11 protein-coding genes and 1 pseudogene are annotated in these 15,816 nt (G+C 32.1%); 6 read left to right on the forward strand and 6 right to left on the reverse strand.

The features are described 5' to 3' along the window. Nucleotides 1–1,148 precede the first annotated feature (1,148 nt). A pseudogene (locus QF028_RS01185) lies at nucleotides 1,149–1,316 on the reverse strand (DUF1259 domain-containing protein); the annotation flags it as partial. Nucleotides 1,317–2,147: 831 nt separating this feature from the next. On the opposite strand from QF028_RS01185, the gene yhfH reads away from it, so the two are divergent. The 3 genes from yhfH to QF028_RS01200 all read left to right on the forward strand — a co-directional run bounded on the left by yhfH (nucleotide 2,148) and on the right by QF028_RS01200 (nucleotide 4,843). Next, complete coding sequence (gene yhfH / locus QF028_RS01190; protein ID WP_429463498.1) at nucleotides 2,148–2,282, forward strand: protein YhfH; 135 nt, start codon at nucleotides 2,148–2,150, stop codon at nucleotides 2,280–2,282. Nucleotides 2,283–3,780: 1,498 nt separating this feature from the next. Further along, nucleotides 3,781–4,233 carry a hypothetical protein gene (locus QF028_RS01195; RefSeq protein ID WP_429463500.1) on the forward strand — a complete coding sequence of 151 codons (453 nt, stop codon included), beginning with the start codon at nucleotides 3,781–3,783 and terminating at the stop codon, nucleotides 4,231–4,233. Further along, complete coding sequence (locus tag QF028_RS01200; protein ID WP_429463503.1) at nucleotides 4,217–4,843, forward strand: hypothetical protein; 627 nt, start codon at nucleotides 4,217–4,219, stop codon at nucleotides 4,841–4,843. The genes QF028_RS01195 and QF028_RS01200 overlap by 17 nt, the downstream gene beginning before the upstream one ends. Nucleotides 4,844–5,108: 265 nt before the next feature. Here QF028_RS01200 and QF028_RS01205 read toward each other — a convergent pair whose 3' ends face one another. Next, nucleotides 5,109–5,528, reverse strand: a complete 420-nt coding sequence (locus tag QF028_RS01205) for a hypothetical protein (RefSeq protein WP_429463505.1) — start codon at nucleotides 5,526–5,528, stop codon at nucleotides 5,109–5,111. A gap of 287 nt (nucleotides 5,529–5,815) precedes the next feature. Here QF028_RS01205 and QF028_RS01210 point away from each other — a divergent pair, with 287 nt between their 5' ends. Beyond that, nucleotides 5,816–6,040 (forward strand): helix-turn-helix domain-containing protein, encoded by a 225-nt coding sequence (locus QF028_RS01210; protein ID WP_429463507.1) that lies wholly within the window; start codon nucleotides 5,816–5,818, stop codon nucleotides 6,038–6,040. Between the two features lie 1,379 nt (nucleotides 6,041–7,419). Here QF028_RS01210 and QF028_RS01215 read toward each other — a convergent pair. Both QF028_RS01215 and QF028_RS01220 read right to left on the reverse strand, forming a co-directional pair. Beyond that, on the reverse strand, nucleotides 7,420–9,075 hold the full coding sequence (locus QF028_RS01215) for a helix-turn-helix domain-containing protein (protein WP_429463508.1): 1,656 nt from the start codon (nucleotides 9,073–9,075) through the stop codon (nucleotides 7,420–7,422). A 5-nt stretch (nucleotides 9,076–9,080) separates the two neighbouring features. After that, the gene (locus tag QF028_RS01220) at nucleotides 9,081–9,560 is read right to left on the reverse strand and encodes a hypothetical protein (RefSeq protein ID WP_429463510.1); all 480 of its coding nucleotides are present in this window, start codon (nucleotides 9,558–9,560) and stop codon (nucleotides 9,081–9,083) included. Nucleotides 9,561–11,474: 1,914 nt separating this feature from the next. On the opposite strand from QF028_RS01220, the gene QF028_RS01225 reads away from it, so the two are divergent. Beyond that, the gene (locus QF028_RS01225; RefSeq protein ID WP_429463512.1) at nucleotides 11,475–12,593 is read left to right on the forward strand and encodes a hypothetical protein; all 1,119 of its coding nucleotides are present in this window, start codon (nucleotides 11,475–11,477) and stop codon (nucleotides 12,591–12,593) included. Nucleotides 12,594–13,512: 919 nt separating this feature from the next. Further along, nucleotides 13,513–14,058 (forward strand): hypothetical protein, encoded by a 546-nt coding sequence (locus QF028_RS01230; RefSeq protein WP_429463514.1) that lies wholly within the window; start codon nucleotides 13,513–13,515, stop codon nucleotides 14,056–14,058. 1,104 nt (nucleotides 14,059–15,162) lie between these two features. Here QF028_RS01230 and QF028_RS01235 read toward each other — a convergent pair. Together QF028_RS01235 and QF028_RS01240 are read right to left on the reverse strand one after the other, a co-directional pair. Further along, on the reverse strand, nucleotides 15,163–15,447 hold the full coding sequence (locus QF028_RS01235) for a hypothetical protein (protein WP_429463516.1): 285 nt from the start codon (nucleotides 15,445–15,447) through the stop codon (nucleotides 15,163–15,165). A gap of 1 nt (nucleotide 15,448) precedes the next feature. Continuing rightward, nucleotides 15,449–15,715, reverse strand: a complete 267-nt coding sequence (locus tag QF028_RS01240) for a hypothetical protein (protein WP_429463518.1) — start codon at nucleotides 15,713–15,715, stop codon at nucleotides 15,449–15,451. Nucleotides 15,716–15,816: the final 101 nt, after the last annotated feature.

Raw genomic sequence — 15,816 nt, forward strand, 5'->3', positions numbered from 1 at the left:
GACATTAACAATAAAATATATCTCGTCGTTGACAATAATATATATGTTTATTATAACATTAATTATAAATTATAAATTTTCTTTATTATTATCAATAAGACAGTGATTGCCTTAGTATTAGTTTCCGGTAAATAATTTACAATAAAAAGTAAAAAAGTTCGAGAATAAGAATAAAAAATATCTCAAAAGGATTGTCTTTATCTTTTGCGTTTCTTTCTATAGGGGTAGTTTATTTTAATGTATACCCTTTAAACAACTGTGTCCTAAAAGTGTCGTGTCGATATAATACATAAAGTAACATACTTCGAAGCATTATAACTAAGGAATCTTCGGATGCTATAAAAATTTTAAATACGTACTTTTCAATAAAATATTTTATTAATTTGTATGTATAAAAGTTAAATAGATTGGGAAACATATAGATAAGGAAGATATAAAAAGGGGGTAAAAATATCGTTTTTAGAACATAAACCTCTACTATCTAAATTTATTCATGAAGATCGATTTAAGCTAAACCGATATCTTACTTATTTTTTACCAATGTAACAATTCTCAAGTGAAAAGTTGAAAATTATTCGGATAAAAAACAACTAAAAGAAAGAAACCTATAAAAGTAAATAAGGAAAATGTAAGCAGCTAATTTATTTCATGTGAATAAATCAGTTGCTTTTTCTTTTCTCTATTAAAGAACACCCTTAGCGTTATTACCTACTGAAGGAAATATATATATATGTATTTTAAGATATATATTGAATTATATTTTAAGTTTTATCGTAAATAATTCGTTAAATTTACTGGGCTTAGTTAGTTCTATCATATACACCCCATTTTATTTCGTTTGCCTCATTTTAAATGAATTCAGACTTATCATCGGAAGTTGATAAAATAGCTGCAAAGAGAGAAAAAGGGGAGAATTTAAACTGATTATCAAAGAAATAAGAAAATTGAGTAAGGACTTATTGAGGAAAAATAACTTCATACAGTTTCAATAAGGTATGAGTTATTAACTTAGATTATCTCTTAGTTTTAAGAAAAAGGTCAAATGAACAATAGTGTTAAAATTGTATTATATGTTAAAACATGTATTAACATATAATTTATCATATTTATATACTTATTGAACGGTTAGCTTCATTACGAACTCCGTATTAACCAGCTTGCACACCACCTGTTTTCCAACTGAAGAACTCTATTAGTGCATATTCTGTTCTAAATTTCCTTGCGAAAACTAGTGGGTCATCAACCTCCTCGATATTAACATGAATCAAATTCGGCGCATCAAACAACCATTCATAGTGAACAGATGAAACTAATATTCATGGATCGTTACAAATCGCAGCAACTAATCGATTACTATGGTTAGTCAGTTCTAAACATATAACACAACGGTCCTTGAAATTAACATTAATATATATGTTAATTTATAAGTATTTTTATATGTTAATATTGTTTTATATTTTTCTTCAAAATCTTCATTCACCCGATGTATTGAAATTTTAACCTAGGATCATTATGTTAAAAGATCGTTTCAGATAACATAGAAATTATCAATATATTAAATTAGCCAATTAGATGAAAATTGATTTACACATTCATTTTTCAAAGTTCCGATCAAAGCTACTTTTTTCTGTTGCCCATCCTTAATAATTAAATTGAATTTATTTAATAAGTCCCTCTAGAAAAAGTTTGGTAACAAATTACTCAATTATTAAGTATAACCAAAACAGTCAAGTAAAAATAAAGATGTCACGACTGATAAAAAACACATTTACATTCATATTAAAACCAATATCAAAACATATGTTATTAATGACAATAAAAATAATAATGTTGGTGTTGTTAATGGTTAAGATAATCATTATTTCTGAGATATAGCTTCTGGAAAGAAACATTGGAAGTAAAAGAAAGAAGATTTTGTCCTCATTTTCTATGGATCCAGATTTATATGTGGAAATGGAGCAAATTGATACCGGGGAGAATAAGGGGATAAACCTAAAACAATTAACATCTGAAAAAGAAAATTGTAAAATTAAGAATTAAAAAATCTTATTTTTAAAAAAGGTCTACTCATTTTTCCATTTTTCGTTTATACTGTATTATAACAAGAGAAATAAAAACTAACTGTATTAATAAAGGAGGAGATTTAAATGTTAGTTAGTCCGGTTGAATTTTTCCGCAATTTGCAAAAAAAGGAATGTCCTGAATGCAGGCAGCATATGCAAGAGCAAGCAGAAAGTTATTTGATTGAATGTGATCACTGTTTATCCAAAAAAGAAGAGTAAGTTTGTTAACTCTCCAGCATTGCTGGGGAGTTTTTAATTTCATATCAATAAATTACCGTTTAGAGAGAATTAGATAGGTATAAACCCTATGCTGCAGGCAAAACCTTAAATAAGTTTTTTCATAACTTAAAGATTTTGAAGACACAATAAATTAAATAGTGGTGCGCAGCCTTTTTCTGTTTCACAAACAAAGGAAGTTAGTGGATTAAGATTTCCTGTAAAAGAACTATAAAGGAACATAATTAACCGCGTTAAATTAAATTATTTAGAGGTTGGGATTTCAACTAATCTAAAGGGAAATTTTATAAATAAGAACAATATAAAAAACCATGTTGATAACAACAATAAAATATATGTTAATGACACTATCAATTTCTATCAACAGGTTTATTTTTAATGTTTACAAATTGTATACTTCGAACAATATTGATCTTAAAAGTCCAAATATAAAATTTTTATATAAAAAATTACAGTAATGTATTACGAATAACGGATTTCCTAAAAAACCTTAGTATCATGGGCAAACGATAAAAATCATTGTGATAAAAACAATTAATTGAAGGAATCCGGAAAAATGTAAGCAGCTTATTTATTCCATGTGAATAATTCTGTTGTTTTTTAAAATTAAAAGATCCGATTACCTTGAATTGGAGATGTATGGGATGTCCTAATCCGACAAACTGACGTCTTTGCATGAAAAGCTATAAAAATTTTCTAAACATGATGGATTTACTAGCACTAAAAGCTTTTGAAAAATCGGATACCTCAAAGATAAACTCAAAAGTCAGGGGATAACAATAACCAGAAAAAAGTCTTTTTAGGTCTTAATATTAACCCTGATATAAAGAGTTTATATTTTTCAATAAAGGCCTATTCGCTCTTTATTTTGTAAACCTCTGCTCTTTAAATTGTTAAGAATGGAAGGAAAATTCTATGACGTCATTTTAACCAAACACCGATATAATAGACGTTTGAAACATCCACTTGTAACTTGAACCAAAGGTTTAACTCCTTCTAATATATTTATAAAACCGGAAATGTGGAAAAAGAGACATAAAATTGATGTTTCTAAACTAATCTATTTAATTATTAAACAACCTCTTCAAATCTAATCTTTTATTCAACTCTATAATCAATCAAGAATAGGGCAATAATCCTCCTTTTAGCAGATGTTTTCCCTGTGTTTATCTCAAATCTTTGAATTCCTTATCGCACTTCCACTTTAACCAGTTTCACGCCCGCCTTTTTTGCATCTTTGACTGCTTTTTTTAACTGCTTTGATACACTTTTATCCTTCTTTTTATTTGACATGTTCATCTTTCCTTTCTAGAAATTCGTAGTAGCCAGTATTCCCTTATTCTAAAAAAATATACAAAAGAGTTCTAAATTCCCCCTTCCCTCACTATATATCTAATAAAACATGGAAAAGTGGAAAAGTGACCATGAGCTAGATTGAAAAAGTAAGAGGGGGAGAAGGAAAGTGGAGAGCTTAAACCCAATGTTTCAAAACAATCATTCAAAAAAAATTATTTCAAAAAAAGATGAACTAGAAAGTTTCCCTAAGAAAAGACGACAACCTCGTTCGGATAAATGCCACAATATTAAATTCCCTGTAACACCTATCATGCAGATGAAATTGCGCACCCTCTGTAAGCAAATGGAGAGATTTATTCAAACTAAAGAGGGACAACCTTTAAGCCAGACCGCATTTAATACTACCCTCTTAAAGTTCGGGTTAAGTCATATCGATATAGTGGATTGGGTTCAGGATTATAAAGATACCAAAACCTATATGCATACCATGCTGAAAGAAAATAGTTACAAAGTGATTGGAGGTCCGTATGGACTGGCCATTCAAAAACAATCATCAGAACGGAAGGTCGTTTTCCTTATAATGGCAAGCGTCTTGCTTTGGATTGAAAAGGGTGGTTCTCTTGAAGAAATCCTATAGTAAGTTGAATCTCCTTCAAAAAAAATTACAAGGCCTCTCTTCTCCAAAAGGCTTTTTTGACTATATATTAGGAAACCGAAAGTACCTAACCATTGTCACCGGTTACTACGATTATATAAGAGGTGAGGTGTTTATCGATGACATGTTCGATATATTTGATGATGTGCCTCGAGGATTTGATTTAGCCGTCCTGATTCATCTGCTTTATAAGGATTTCCTTACCCAGATCAAAAAAGGTAATGTAAACAAGCAGGTGGCAGGGTTCCTGCTGTCTGGAAAAGCACGATATTTAGGAGAAAAGAAAGCAGAAAGACGAGTGATGAAGGCATTGACAGAACATGTTTTTACGTTCGAGTCCATTGAAGAAGAGATCATCGAGGAATCAGATAAAGAGAAGAAAGCATATATTACGATTCAAATGAAGGAATCTGAAATACTAAGGGGAGAGATCTTTTTACACGACCTCACCCCATATCTTAACAACCAGCATGTAACAATTGAGGATTTGTTGACAATCCTTTATTTGGAATTCATTAACCAGATCAAAGAACAGGGGAATTCAGATAAAATACAGAAAAATATTCTTTCTCACCTGAAATCGGCCCTTTAGAACGATATCAGGTGGGAAACCCTCAAACGAGAACCTTAATTGTAGAATAACTCAAAACTTTTTTTCAATACATATTCTTTGAATACAGCTAGAGTGCTTACAATATAAAAAATTGAACGTCATCAAACAATAATCAGTGTCTTCCTTTTAAAAGCGAGTTCTAAGTTTGCAAGTACCCGTCGTTATATGTAAGATCCCCTTTAATATCCTTCCATTAATCCACCGTTTCTCTTTGAAATAAGCAGCTTATCCTATCCTTTTAATTCTAATCCAGTGTAAAAACCAAGCCTCCTGTAATCTTAATTGGTTCGGAAGGAATTTTAGCCTGTTCAAATCGGATATACCGTTTTTTTTCACTTTCGGGAACTAGTCTCATAGTGTTTTCATTATCCTTGATTATTTCTTCTGCTTTTGTCTGCTCACCATAGACGTCCTTCCCTCCAGTGTTTACTTTAGGGGACTGCTGTAGCCATAAACTGTTCTGTTCTAGCGACCATAAAGGAGAAGGTAGAGGGACGTCACCCCTTTGATACGGCTTTATTAAATCATGAAACTCTTTTGAATGGACAGCCGTAAATAGAGCTGCCCTTATAATCTGATTCCGATCTAAATGAGTAGCATGAAAGAGGGCATCCACATGGGTTCTGAATACTTCATCATAACGAATGGTAGGTCTATATACCATAAGAAAACGCCACCTTTTCATTTTTAGGGTAAGGATACTTGTAATTAATTGAACATCCATAACATTCATTCCTATTAATAATCCATTCGATTTCCATATCCATAAATCTTTTCCGTTCAGTAGTGACCATATAAATCCCCCCTTTAATGACGTCTCTTGACGTCATTAGTACAAGGTATGAGCAATAGCTTGTCCATTATTCCCAACTTTTTTGGAATCAATCGAATATTTTTGGGATTAGGGGTCAAGACTGGGGAATAGGATGAATTAGAAGGGAGAAATAAAGAATGTGGGGTATAGGAAAATCACGGAGTAATCTGGGGAAGTGGTTAGATCAAAAAGGATTAGAACAACAAGATCTCGCCAAGATCGCTAACGTTAGTAAAAATACAGTTACTAAAGCATGTAGCGATAAAGACTACATTCCACGCCAGGACGTCATGAAAAAACTATTAAAAGCGATACGTAAAGTGGATCCACAAGCGAAAATGAGCGACTTTTGGGATATGTGAATGTAAAAGCCTCCCTTTAACCCCAGTGATTCACTAGGGTTTTTCGTTTTTTGAATTATATAGAGGAATAGAAAAATGCTACGATTTTAGAATAAACATAAAGATTAAAGTCATTCTACCGTTTTCCTTATATTCTAATGACAATAAAAGATAACAACAAGTCCAATAATGATGTTGTACAAAACATTATTAAATTACACAATGATAACGAAAATAGCAACAATATATATGTTAATCTTAACACTAATAATGATATATGTTTTAACACATCTAACATTACAAGGGATAAAGAAATTAGGTCAATCAGTTTCCTTCCTTATCCACATATTTGTTAGCATTTATTTATCATCATTGGTTACAAAATAATATTTAACCATCGTCCTTATACCCGTTTTCTGTATTTTCAAAATGTTAATTAATAATTGCAACAAAATAGATTCTTTTATAAAACAACTAATCAATTAATGATGTTATACAAAACATAAATAAGGTATACAATATTATAAATAATAACAACATCATATATGTTAATGATAATAATGAAATATTTTTTCCCATTTACCATTTCAGGAATATGAAAAATAGGTCAATCAAATACTTCCTTATCCACATGTTGTTTAACATTTATTTATCATCCATTTGGTTTTGATAAATATTAAAGATTCTTCCTGATTTTAGTATTTTCAAAGAATAACAGTTAAAAATAAAAATAATGTAGATCAACAGAAAACTATAATTAACGATATTTTGAAAAACAATAAAAAAATATTATCAATGTTGATAACGAAATATATGTCATCCATAACAATATTATTAAATATAAAATCAATAATATTAATAACAATATAATTATTAATTTAGGCAATTAAAAACAAAGAAGAAAAACAAGAAAGAGGTGTAATGGAAATTACCTCTTAATCCGTAGCTCCCCAAAGAAATGGTATCCCTAGGAATAAAAGGAATACAACAGTGTAAATTAACATTATAGATAATAATTCATTAAGCATACATTACTCCTAGTAGGACGCAAAAAAGTCTTACAGACCCCGAAAAAAAGGTTGTCATGACAGTACTATTTTAACGCTATTTTTTCCGCCTTAAGGCGGTTCTTATAACTTAAGTTGGGTCAAAAACTCCGTCTTATATTTATCCTACCAATTGCTACCTTATAGATGGCGTTGATGGGGCTTTAAACCTTCTACCAACAAAGTATTTAACTAAACCCATATTGTTTCATCCCATAAATTTCATTATTCTTAATTCAAGGAGGAGGGGATTGTTGTAATTGTTAAAGCGAATGGAAAAATTCGAATAAATCACCTTAATGATAAATACTTGGAACAATTTTAAATAAAAAAATAAGCACCGAATTTCGATGCTTATTTTGAATTTAGCCATTCCTTCATTTTTTCTAAATTCTCGGTATACGGGCGTTTAATTAAGTTCCTTTCATACCGGGATAAGGTACTGTGGGAAATACCTATTTGATTTGCTGCCATTAATATGCTTAATCCTCGGTCATTTCTTTCCCTACTGATGTTTTCAGGAGTTACCAACTTTTCTTCGGCTGTTTCAATGGAAGCTGCAACCTCTAATTTCGTCAAACCCTTTAACATGGTCGAAAAATTCACCGTTTCATAATCATAGTCTTCAATCATCAATAAATCCCTGTCATCACCAATTCCAGTGATTTCAGTAGGTGGAATAATTTGAACACGGGCCTTCAACCAGGTGTTTGCAAACCAGTTTCGCTCCTGCTCAATTTGTTGTTCTAAGTCTTTTTCTTTATAGCTCCACTCTTTAATGATTCCGTCCTGCTGCAGAGTATCTAATATTTCTTCAAATTGCTCCTTAATTCTTGAACCATATCGAGGGTTTACATCCAAATCCATGACTTTTAACAGCCCTTTATCTCCACCAATATGATAGGCTCTTAGATAGTCTGCACTCTTTTGGCGAATCCTCCACTGCCAGGATAGATACCGTGATAACCGTTTATGGTACTTTTGCTTTGTTGGATGGTATTCGAGCGTCTTTAATGCTAAAAAACCACTGCTTTTTTGGGATCCGTACAAGAAGTTAGCAAGTATTTCCCCTGGACGAATACTGCATTCATAAATACCAATCGGATTTTCTCCCCGATAGGCAACGGTTACGCTATCAATCAAAAACAGGGGATTGAATTGAACTTGCCCTATTTCATCAAAGTTACCCTGATCCTCATTGATGAACCTCAAATTTTCTCGTTCAATCCTGATCCATATGGTCGTCAGTGCTGCCAACCTTTTCATAATATCATCCCGTTCTTTTTTCCGATACGAGGTTTGATAGCCGTCAGACTCTTCGCTCCGCCCTTGCAATCTCCTTAGATTCAAGGCGTCATCCGTGTGGAAATGAATCATTTGATCTTTATGAGTGGCCTGCTGCATCCACAGAATCGAAACGATATCGAAAATGTCTGCCGTTAAGTCATCCATCGAGGTTATGGCTTGAGAGGTGAGATTTTTCCATTGTTCAATCGCTGCATTGGATTTCATTTTTAGATAAGCATTTTCGGATCTTACTTGGGCAGTGGCTTCTAATGCCTTCTCCGCAATCTTTGCAGTGGGTATTTCTGTTGCAATGTCAAATTCATTTTTACTGATGGTCTCCCTTAATTTATGAAATAATAAAGCTGAACCGGACTCTGCAAAATTCTGATTTAACAAAGAATTTATTACTTGCCTATTGCTAGACTTTAAGGAATAGGGGACACTATCTTCCCCAACGATCCGAATGTATGGAAGGACAAAATTTCTTATCTCGTCTTTATAATCTTGGACCCAATTTTCCATACTCTCAAATTTCAATTCATGATCTTTTGCTAAACGATCTATGATCACGAAAAACGCCTTTAAGGATTGGCAAGGTTGATAATCCACTTGACTTGCCATAAGATGACCGATATCATCGGTCCACTCGTCAAAGAGTTGAGGATGATCTGGAAAAATCGTTTTCGTAATTTTTAAAAAATTATTTTGCAAGGTATTTAACATGATTCTTAATCCCGTCCTTCCCTAGTCGGCCCTATGTATTCATATGAGTACTTGTGGATGTAATCATGGAAAACATCCGAATCCAAAATACCCAAATCATGTAGATAGCTGATGGATTCAAAAGAAAGGAACTGAGCAATCGGTTTTTTTTCCAGAATGGCACTTATCAGTTGTTGGATGTCCTTTTCCTGATAAACAATATAATTACCCATACATTCTTTAATTTCTTCAGGTGAATAGTTTGTTTCTTTCATAGGATAATTATGTTTGCATTCATATACTTTTTCTTCATCAATATAATACGTAGTTACACCCAACTCTTTACTAGTCTTATAATATTCAATCTGTTTCCGAAGCCAAATGGGACCACTTGATAAGTTGATTACTGGCTTAGGCAGCACACCACGCAGATGATAGGTAGAGACCTTTCTCCGATCCCAACCAAGGATTTCCCCCGCCTCTTTAACACCTACTAAAAAACCCATCTCTTATTCCCCTTATTTACTAGTCTAAAGTTATTATGATTGAGGAGTGTTGCATTTGTCAACATTCTTTTTCCCTATCTCTCCATTCAAAAAAACTTTTCTTCATCATGTATACCCATTGGAATGTGCAACTCTTTCTTGCTTTGACCTTTCCTCTCACAATGTGCACAGCCTTTTAAAGAACTTTTATTTTAGAATAAAGGAGATATCTACTCACCTTTTATTGGTAGTGCACTTATTTTGTCTACTTTGACGTTTCCTTTCACAATGTGCACAGCCTTTTAAAGAACGTTCATTTTAGAATAAAGGAGATATCTACTCACCTTTTATTGGTAGTGCACTTATTTTGTCTACTTTGACGTTTCCTCTCACATGTGCACAGCCTTTTAAAGATCATTCTTTCTGAATAAGAGATATGCACACCTTTTACTGGTAGTGCACTTATTTTGTCTACTTTGACGTTTCCTCTCACAATGTGCACAGCCTTTTAAAGATCATTCTTTCAGCATAGAAGAGATATGCACACCTTTTACTGGTAATGCACTTATTTTGTCTACTTTGACGGTTCCTCTCACAATGTGCACATTCTTTTAAAGATCTTTCATTCAACATAAAAGAGATATACTTATCCTTTACTAGTAGGTCACTTATTTTCTACTTTGACGGTTCCTCTCACAATGTGCACATTCTTTTATAGAATTTTCATTTTAGAATAAAGGAGCTATCTGCTCACCTTCTACTAGTTGTGCACTTATTTTGTCTACTTTGACATTTCCTCTCACAATGTGCACATCCATCATCTTAAAGATCCTTCATTCTGAATAAAAAGAGATATACCCATCCTAAACTAGTTGTGCACTTTTTTTTACTTTGACGTTTCCTCTCACAATGTGCACATCCTTTTAAAGATCCTTCATTCAGCATAAAAGAGATATACTCATCCTTTACTAGTTGTGCACTTATTTTCTACTTTGACGTTTCCTCTCACAATATGCACACCCTTTTAAAGATCCTTCATTCAGCATAAAAGAGTATCCTCATCCTTTACTAGTTGTGCACTTATTTTTTACTTTGACGGTTCCTCTCACAATGTGCACACCCTTTTAAAGATCCTTCATTCAGCATAAAAGAGTATCCTCATCATCTACTAGTTGTGCACTTATTTTCTACTTTGACGTTTCCTCTCACAATGTGCACAGACTTTTAAAGATCCTTCATTCTGCATAAAGAGATATACTCATCCGTCTAATAGTGCACTTATTTTCTTCTTGACGTTTCCTCTCACAATGTGCACAGAGTAAGCCTAAATCATGTGAAACCTTTCTTTACTCCAAGCGACCTGGTCATTATTAAATGATTGACGATCCCTTTCACGGCAGTACATTAAAAATCCTGTGTGCAACTTTTTTTGCCTGACGTTTGCTCTCACAATGTGCACAAAACCTTCAAAAGACTACATTTTTTGTCTGAATGAACATCCTTGGTTGAATAGTGAAAATTCATTAATTTCTTATAAAAACACAAATTACTGCAAAGTTTGCTCTTTCTTGTGTTTGAAAATGAAGGATAATGACGTTTCCTCTCACACAAACTAGCAAAGATTTCTGTGCAAGTTTTTTAGTTCTGCTTTTGTTTTAATAGACTCTTTTAAAAAAACGTTGATATATCAACGTTTCTCCCAATCCATTAATCAATCAGGTATGACGTTTCCTGTCACAATATGCACAAATTATTAAAAACAATGACGTTTCCTTTCACATAAAAAATTTTAAAGTTTTTTTCAACCCCTTGGGGGACAAGGGATTGACGCCTGTTGTGCAACTTTGAAAATCCCTTAATAAAGGGCATCATTTCCTCTATTTCCATTCTGCTATAATTCAAACTAGGAAAATAGACGAGAGGAGGGCCCCTGGAATGAACAGTAAAATGAGAATCGACGGTTTTCGAATGCATCATGCCATATTGGAAGAATTTCGTTTTCTACGTGATGAGTCATTTGAGCGCCCTCCTGCATCTGCCTATGTTGTATATATGACCATGTTAAAGCAATTGGAAGTAGAACAGAATCAACGCGGCATGCTAAAAGAATATAATCTTTCTTCATGGGCTAAGAAACTTGGAATCTCTTATTCTACTCTTTGGGGAGGAAAGCGATTTCTAGAAGATCATCATTTTGTGAAAGAGGAAATTCACGAAGGATTACCTGTTTTAGTTCTAAAAGATGTCGAAAAGTATAATACACCTGAACATAATGGTGGGGTTCTCAACTACCTGATCATACCACATGGCCTTTTTGACACAAATATATTAGCTGAATTCGTACGCACTTCAAATCCTGAAGGGATCGAATTACTCTTATCCTTGCTTAACCAATTTCGTACTGGTATGTCTTTTAGCAAAACGGGTGAAGTGGAGAAAGTAAAGCAAGAAAGGACGATGAAAACACTCAAGTTTCAATTGAACAAAAATGCAAAAGGAGTCCGAAAAACATTAAGTGTTTTAGAGGCTCTATTTTCCATAGAATTTACTGGGATTGAAATTCGTGGTAAACAAATATGGATTAAGAAAGTTGGCTTTTCCTTGAAGCCGGAATGCGTGGAAGAGAATACAGATGAATTCAACGTGAACCCGCTTATGGCAAAATTATCAAAAGAGCTAACCTACTTCTTGGATGGACATCAAATTAAATATAAACCAAGAGACCAAATTGATGTCATGCTTTCTTTTAAACAGGAAGTAATGAATAAAATGAACTATCTAAAGGATGAAGACAAAGAGAGCTTCACCTTGCGTGATCGTTTCATGAAGAATTTCTTTTTAGAAACAATCGATCAAATTGGAGTCTTAATACATAAAGAAAAACAACGAACCGGAACGTTTCATTTTTACTCAATCGGTGCTTTTTTCAGGATGGCTTTCAGAAAGTATCTTCCTGGTGCTTTAAAAAAGCTGCCTTATGAACTAATCTTTGAAGCCAAAATTAGGGAATTTACTTTAACTGGTCAAGAACCAGCACTTTACAATCTAATTTAATAGAAATAATCAGCCTTGTGAAAAAAATGGACCCTCACAGGGCTCTTCGTATTTGACAAAAATTAAAATCATAGTTCAATTTTTTAAAAAATTCCTTTCTTTTTTCTTCTGTCTTCATCTTTGACAGATTTTCCAAGAAGGAATTATTTTTTTGAGTAAGAGGTTCCGAATATATACTTGTGTATTTGTTGATTTTTAAAATAAACCCTTGTGAATATGTAAATAGTTTAAAAAAATACTTGTGGAGATGTGAATTCTATTTTGTGATCTTTGTGTAATAGTGGAAACTATGTTATTACTACTCTCTTAAAAGTCTGAAACCCTTCTCCCACAACGGCTATACCCCGAAATTTTAAAATGCCTATTAATATTGTTTCTCTTATTAAATATGTATTTTTTACTAACTATATATATTCTTATTAAATATAATTTTTACGATAGAAATCCATGACTATAAAATTCCTGTTAATTTAATACCATTAAATTTATTCCTGCATTAATAAAAACATGAGAGCTTTTAAAAAGAACACAAATGAATTTGCTTGTTCAAAAAATAATATTTTTTGTTAACCTTACCTACTTCTTTAGCATACTTATAAATTAAAAATCGCCTTTAATACCAACACCAATTTGTTTCAAAGCTCGCCTAACACTAAGCAGCCTGCCAAGGCGTGCTTTTTTTCCTTTAAGAAGGTGATGATAGGAAAATTGCTAATCATTCATCGTTAGAACCAAAACAGCAGCTAGATAAAACTCAAAGAAAAAGCAAAAGAAAAAGAATATTCTAGAAAAAAGAATGTTGAGGAATGAATGAGTTACACCGTGATACTTATATAAGAGGATATGGTACTGTAAGAAGGAAATAAGCAGGATTTACTTTCCTTTTATCGAAAAAGTAATGATGAAAGGAAGGATGCAAATGAATTTAGATTCAGAAAATTTGATTAGATGGGGAATACCTGGATGGATGTTCCTGGCTCTATTAATTTCCTATTTTACAATAAGTGATTACGGGGCGATAAAAACGTTCATATATAGTAAGGATGTTCCGATCATTATTTCTTCAATTACACTTTTTATTGGGACTGGAATTATTATAGGTAATTTAATACATCAAATTAGTCTTAGTTTTGGTTTTCTTATTTGGTTAAACAAGAAACAATACTATAAAAAAGAGTATGAGATGGATTTAATAATTATTAAAAATCAGTTCGGAAAAGAAATCCAAAGGATTTATAGTTACAGACTTGGGAATGTTCATGCTTTAAGAGCTTTATCTACTAGTTTATTCCTATCATTATTAATCTTGGTTATATTATCTCTAACGATTACTTTTTCGCTAAAGATAGGTATCTTACTTCTAATAGTTCTTGGGCTTAATTGTATTGTGTTTTATAACTGGATTTATTTTCAAAACAACTTGAATTATTTTATAAAGAAAATTAAGTCTGATTTTGAATTATAGGTTATGGCATCCTTCGGGATGTTTTTTATTTATTAAAGTAAGCTGCTATGTTAGAAAGCTTGTAGATTCTTAATAAAAAATTAGTTCAAATGTAGAATGAAACTTAAGAAAAAAATAGAAATTTAGCATTAAGGATATTGAGATAATGATGAGTATTAATAAGGCGACAAATATTAGAAAAATGGATTCGTGATGAGAAAATTGTTTACTTAAAATTAACAATTAATTAGCAGGATAAAAATCTTTATTTGCTGAAATGTGACGAGGAAGGATAGTGATAACTTTGAAAGACTATGTAACCATGTACGTTCCATCAATTGGTTAATACGCGATTCAGAAGAATTGAATAGAGTAATAGGGGTCTATGCTGAAAACAACTATATCCTTCATTCTGTGGTGCCTAAAATTAGTGAGGGTGATACTGAAGGATATATTATAATTTTTGTCACAAACGTAGCTGGATTTGATCCATCCTTCGTAGTGTATTTTTTTATTTCAAAACAATACCAAATTTGAAATGCATGACTTTTTATTGTATTCTTCTGCCTTGTCACTTCAAATCATCTCTATCATCTTTAAATGAAATAGAGAAAGAACAAAATGCAGAAAGAAGAGAAAAACATGATGGTAGAATAAATGCCAATAACGGAAGACGCTTTTGATAAAAGTTCGAACAATTGAAAAATATTTCTAGGTAGTAGAAGATGTGAATTTCTTAACATAAAAGTTCCTTCTGTTGATGGAGAATCATTCAGATTTTAACAATATTCAAATGAAAATGCTTCCAGGATTGACGGTGCATTCGAGATGTTAAAAGTTTATTTATCTGTGAAAAAACTAGGATATTGATGGAAGTAGAAATTATCGTCAAATGTATTTAAGAATTTTTAAAAATAGTAAATACCTATAAACATAATGATCTGTATAATATTCTTAAAAATTTTTTAGGATTTTACCGGAATAAAAGAATTGATCATTTAGGGGAATAGGTGAAACACTAAATAGATTTTCTTATAGAATTTTTGAATGGATTTCACCGAAGTGGAAAGTGGAGGAGTAATAAAGGTGAGAAAAAAAGCGCATTAACAATTTGTAGAATTTAAATTAATGCGCTTCTCGATCTTCCTGCATGTTTTGAATTTTTCTATCAATATATTCTTTATTTTTATTTTTAAACTCAGCTAAAATTTTCAACAAATCTTCGGTGTCCTTTAGGGATACATTTTCATTTTCATTTTCTAAGTACTTTTCTAAAAGTGCTCCTTTTTGGATCAATCTTCTAGTTCTTTCTCGCCGATCTTCATTAGAAATTTTGTATTCTAAGGCTTTCTTTTTTTGCTCCAGGACTTTTATTTTGTCCTCAAGTTTATGTAACTCTTCATTTGTCATATTAATCACCCGATAGGTTTATATTGATCGTCTCTTCCTCTTTTTGCTCTTCGTTGGATGATGCAACCTCGGAATATACCTTTACTTGATCCTTAAACAAATCTATTAATGTTTTTGCTTCATTTACATCTTCAATTCCCCATGTGTCCATTAAGTACTTACCAATCTCTTTTTGGGAATTGGTTAGAATACGTTTTTGTTTTTCTTTCAGTTTTTTAATTTGTTCTTCGATATCGTTTATTTTTCCCTTTGTATTGTGTTTTGGCATTTTAGCACCCCTTTTGGATAATTTACTATATTATAGCATTTGAACCAAAACATGGGAAGTGATATAATTATCCCGAAAACGAAGTTCAGGGCGCACTTATA

It is taken from the genome of Neobacillus sp. B4I6, assembly GCF_050434045.1.
Taxonomy (GTDB): domain Bacteria; phylum Bacillota; class Bacilli; order Bacillales; family Cytobacillaceae; genus Neobacillus.

Coding starts and splice junctions, on each gene's coding strand:
- yhfH (WP_429463498.1), top strand. CDS start 2,148: ATGTTAGTTAGTCCGGTTGAATTTTTCCGCAATTTGCAAAAAAAGGAA.
- QF028_RS01195 (WP_429463500.1), top strand. CDS start 3,781: ATGTTTCAAAACAATCATTCAAAAAAAATTATTTCAAAAAAAGATGAA.
- QF028_RS01205 (WP_429463505.1), bottom strand. CDS start 5,528: ATGGTATATAGACCTACCATTCGTTATGATGAAGTATTCAGAACCCAT.
- QF028_RS01210 (WP_429463507.1), top strand. CDS start 5,816: ATGTGGGGTATAGGAAAATCACGGAGTAATCTGGGGAAGTGGTTAGAT.
- QF028_RS01215 (WP_429463508.1), bottom strand. CDS start 9,075: ATGTTAAATACCTTGCAAAATAATTTTTTAAAAATTACGAAAACGATT.
- QF028_RS01220 (WP_429463510.1), bottom strand. CDS start 9,560: ATGGGTTTTTTAGTAGGTGTTAAAGAGGCGGGGGAAATCCTTGGTTGG.
- QF028_RS01225 (WP_429463512.1), top strand. CDS start 11,475: ATGAACAGTAAAATGAGAATCGACGGTTTTCGAATGCATCATGCCATA.
- QF028_RS01230 (WP_429463514.1), top strand. CDS start 13,513: ATGAATTTAGATTCAGAAAATTTGATTAGATGGGGAATACCTGGATGG.
- QF028_RS01235 (WP_429463516.1), bottom strand. CDS start 15,447: ATGACAAATGAAGAGTTACATAAACTTGAGGACAAAATAAAAGTCCTG.
- QF028_RS01240 (WP_429463518.1), bottom strand. CDS start 15,715: ATGCCAAAACACAATACAAAGGGAAAAATAAACGATATCGAAGAACAA.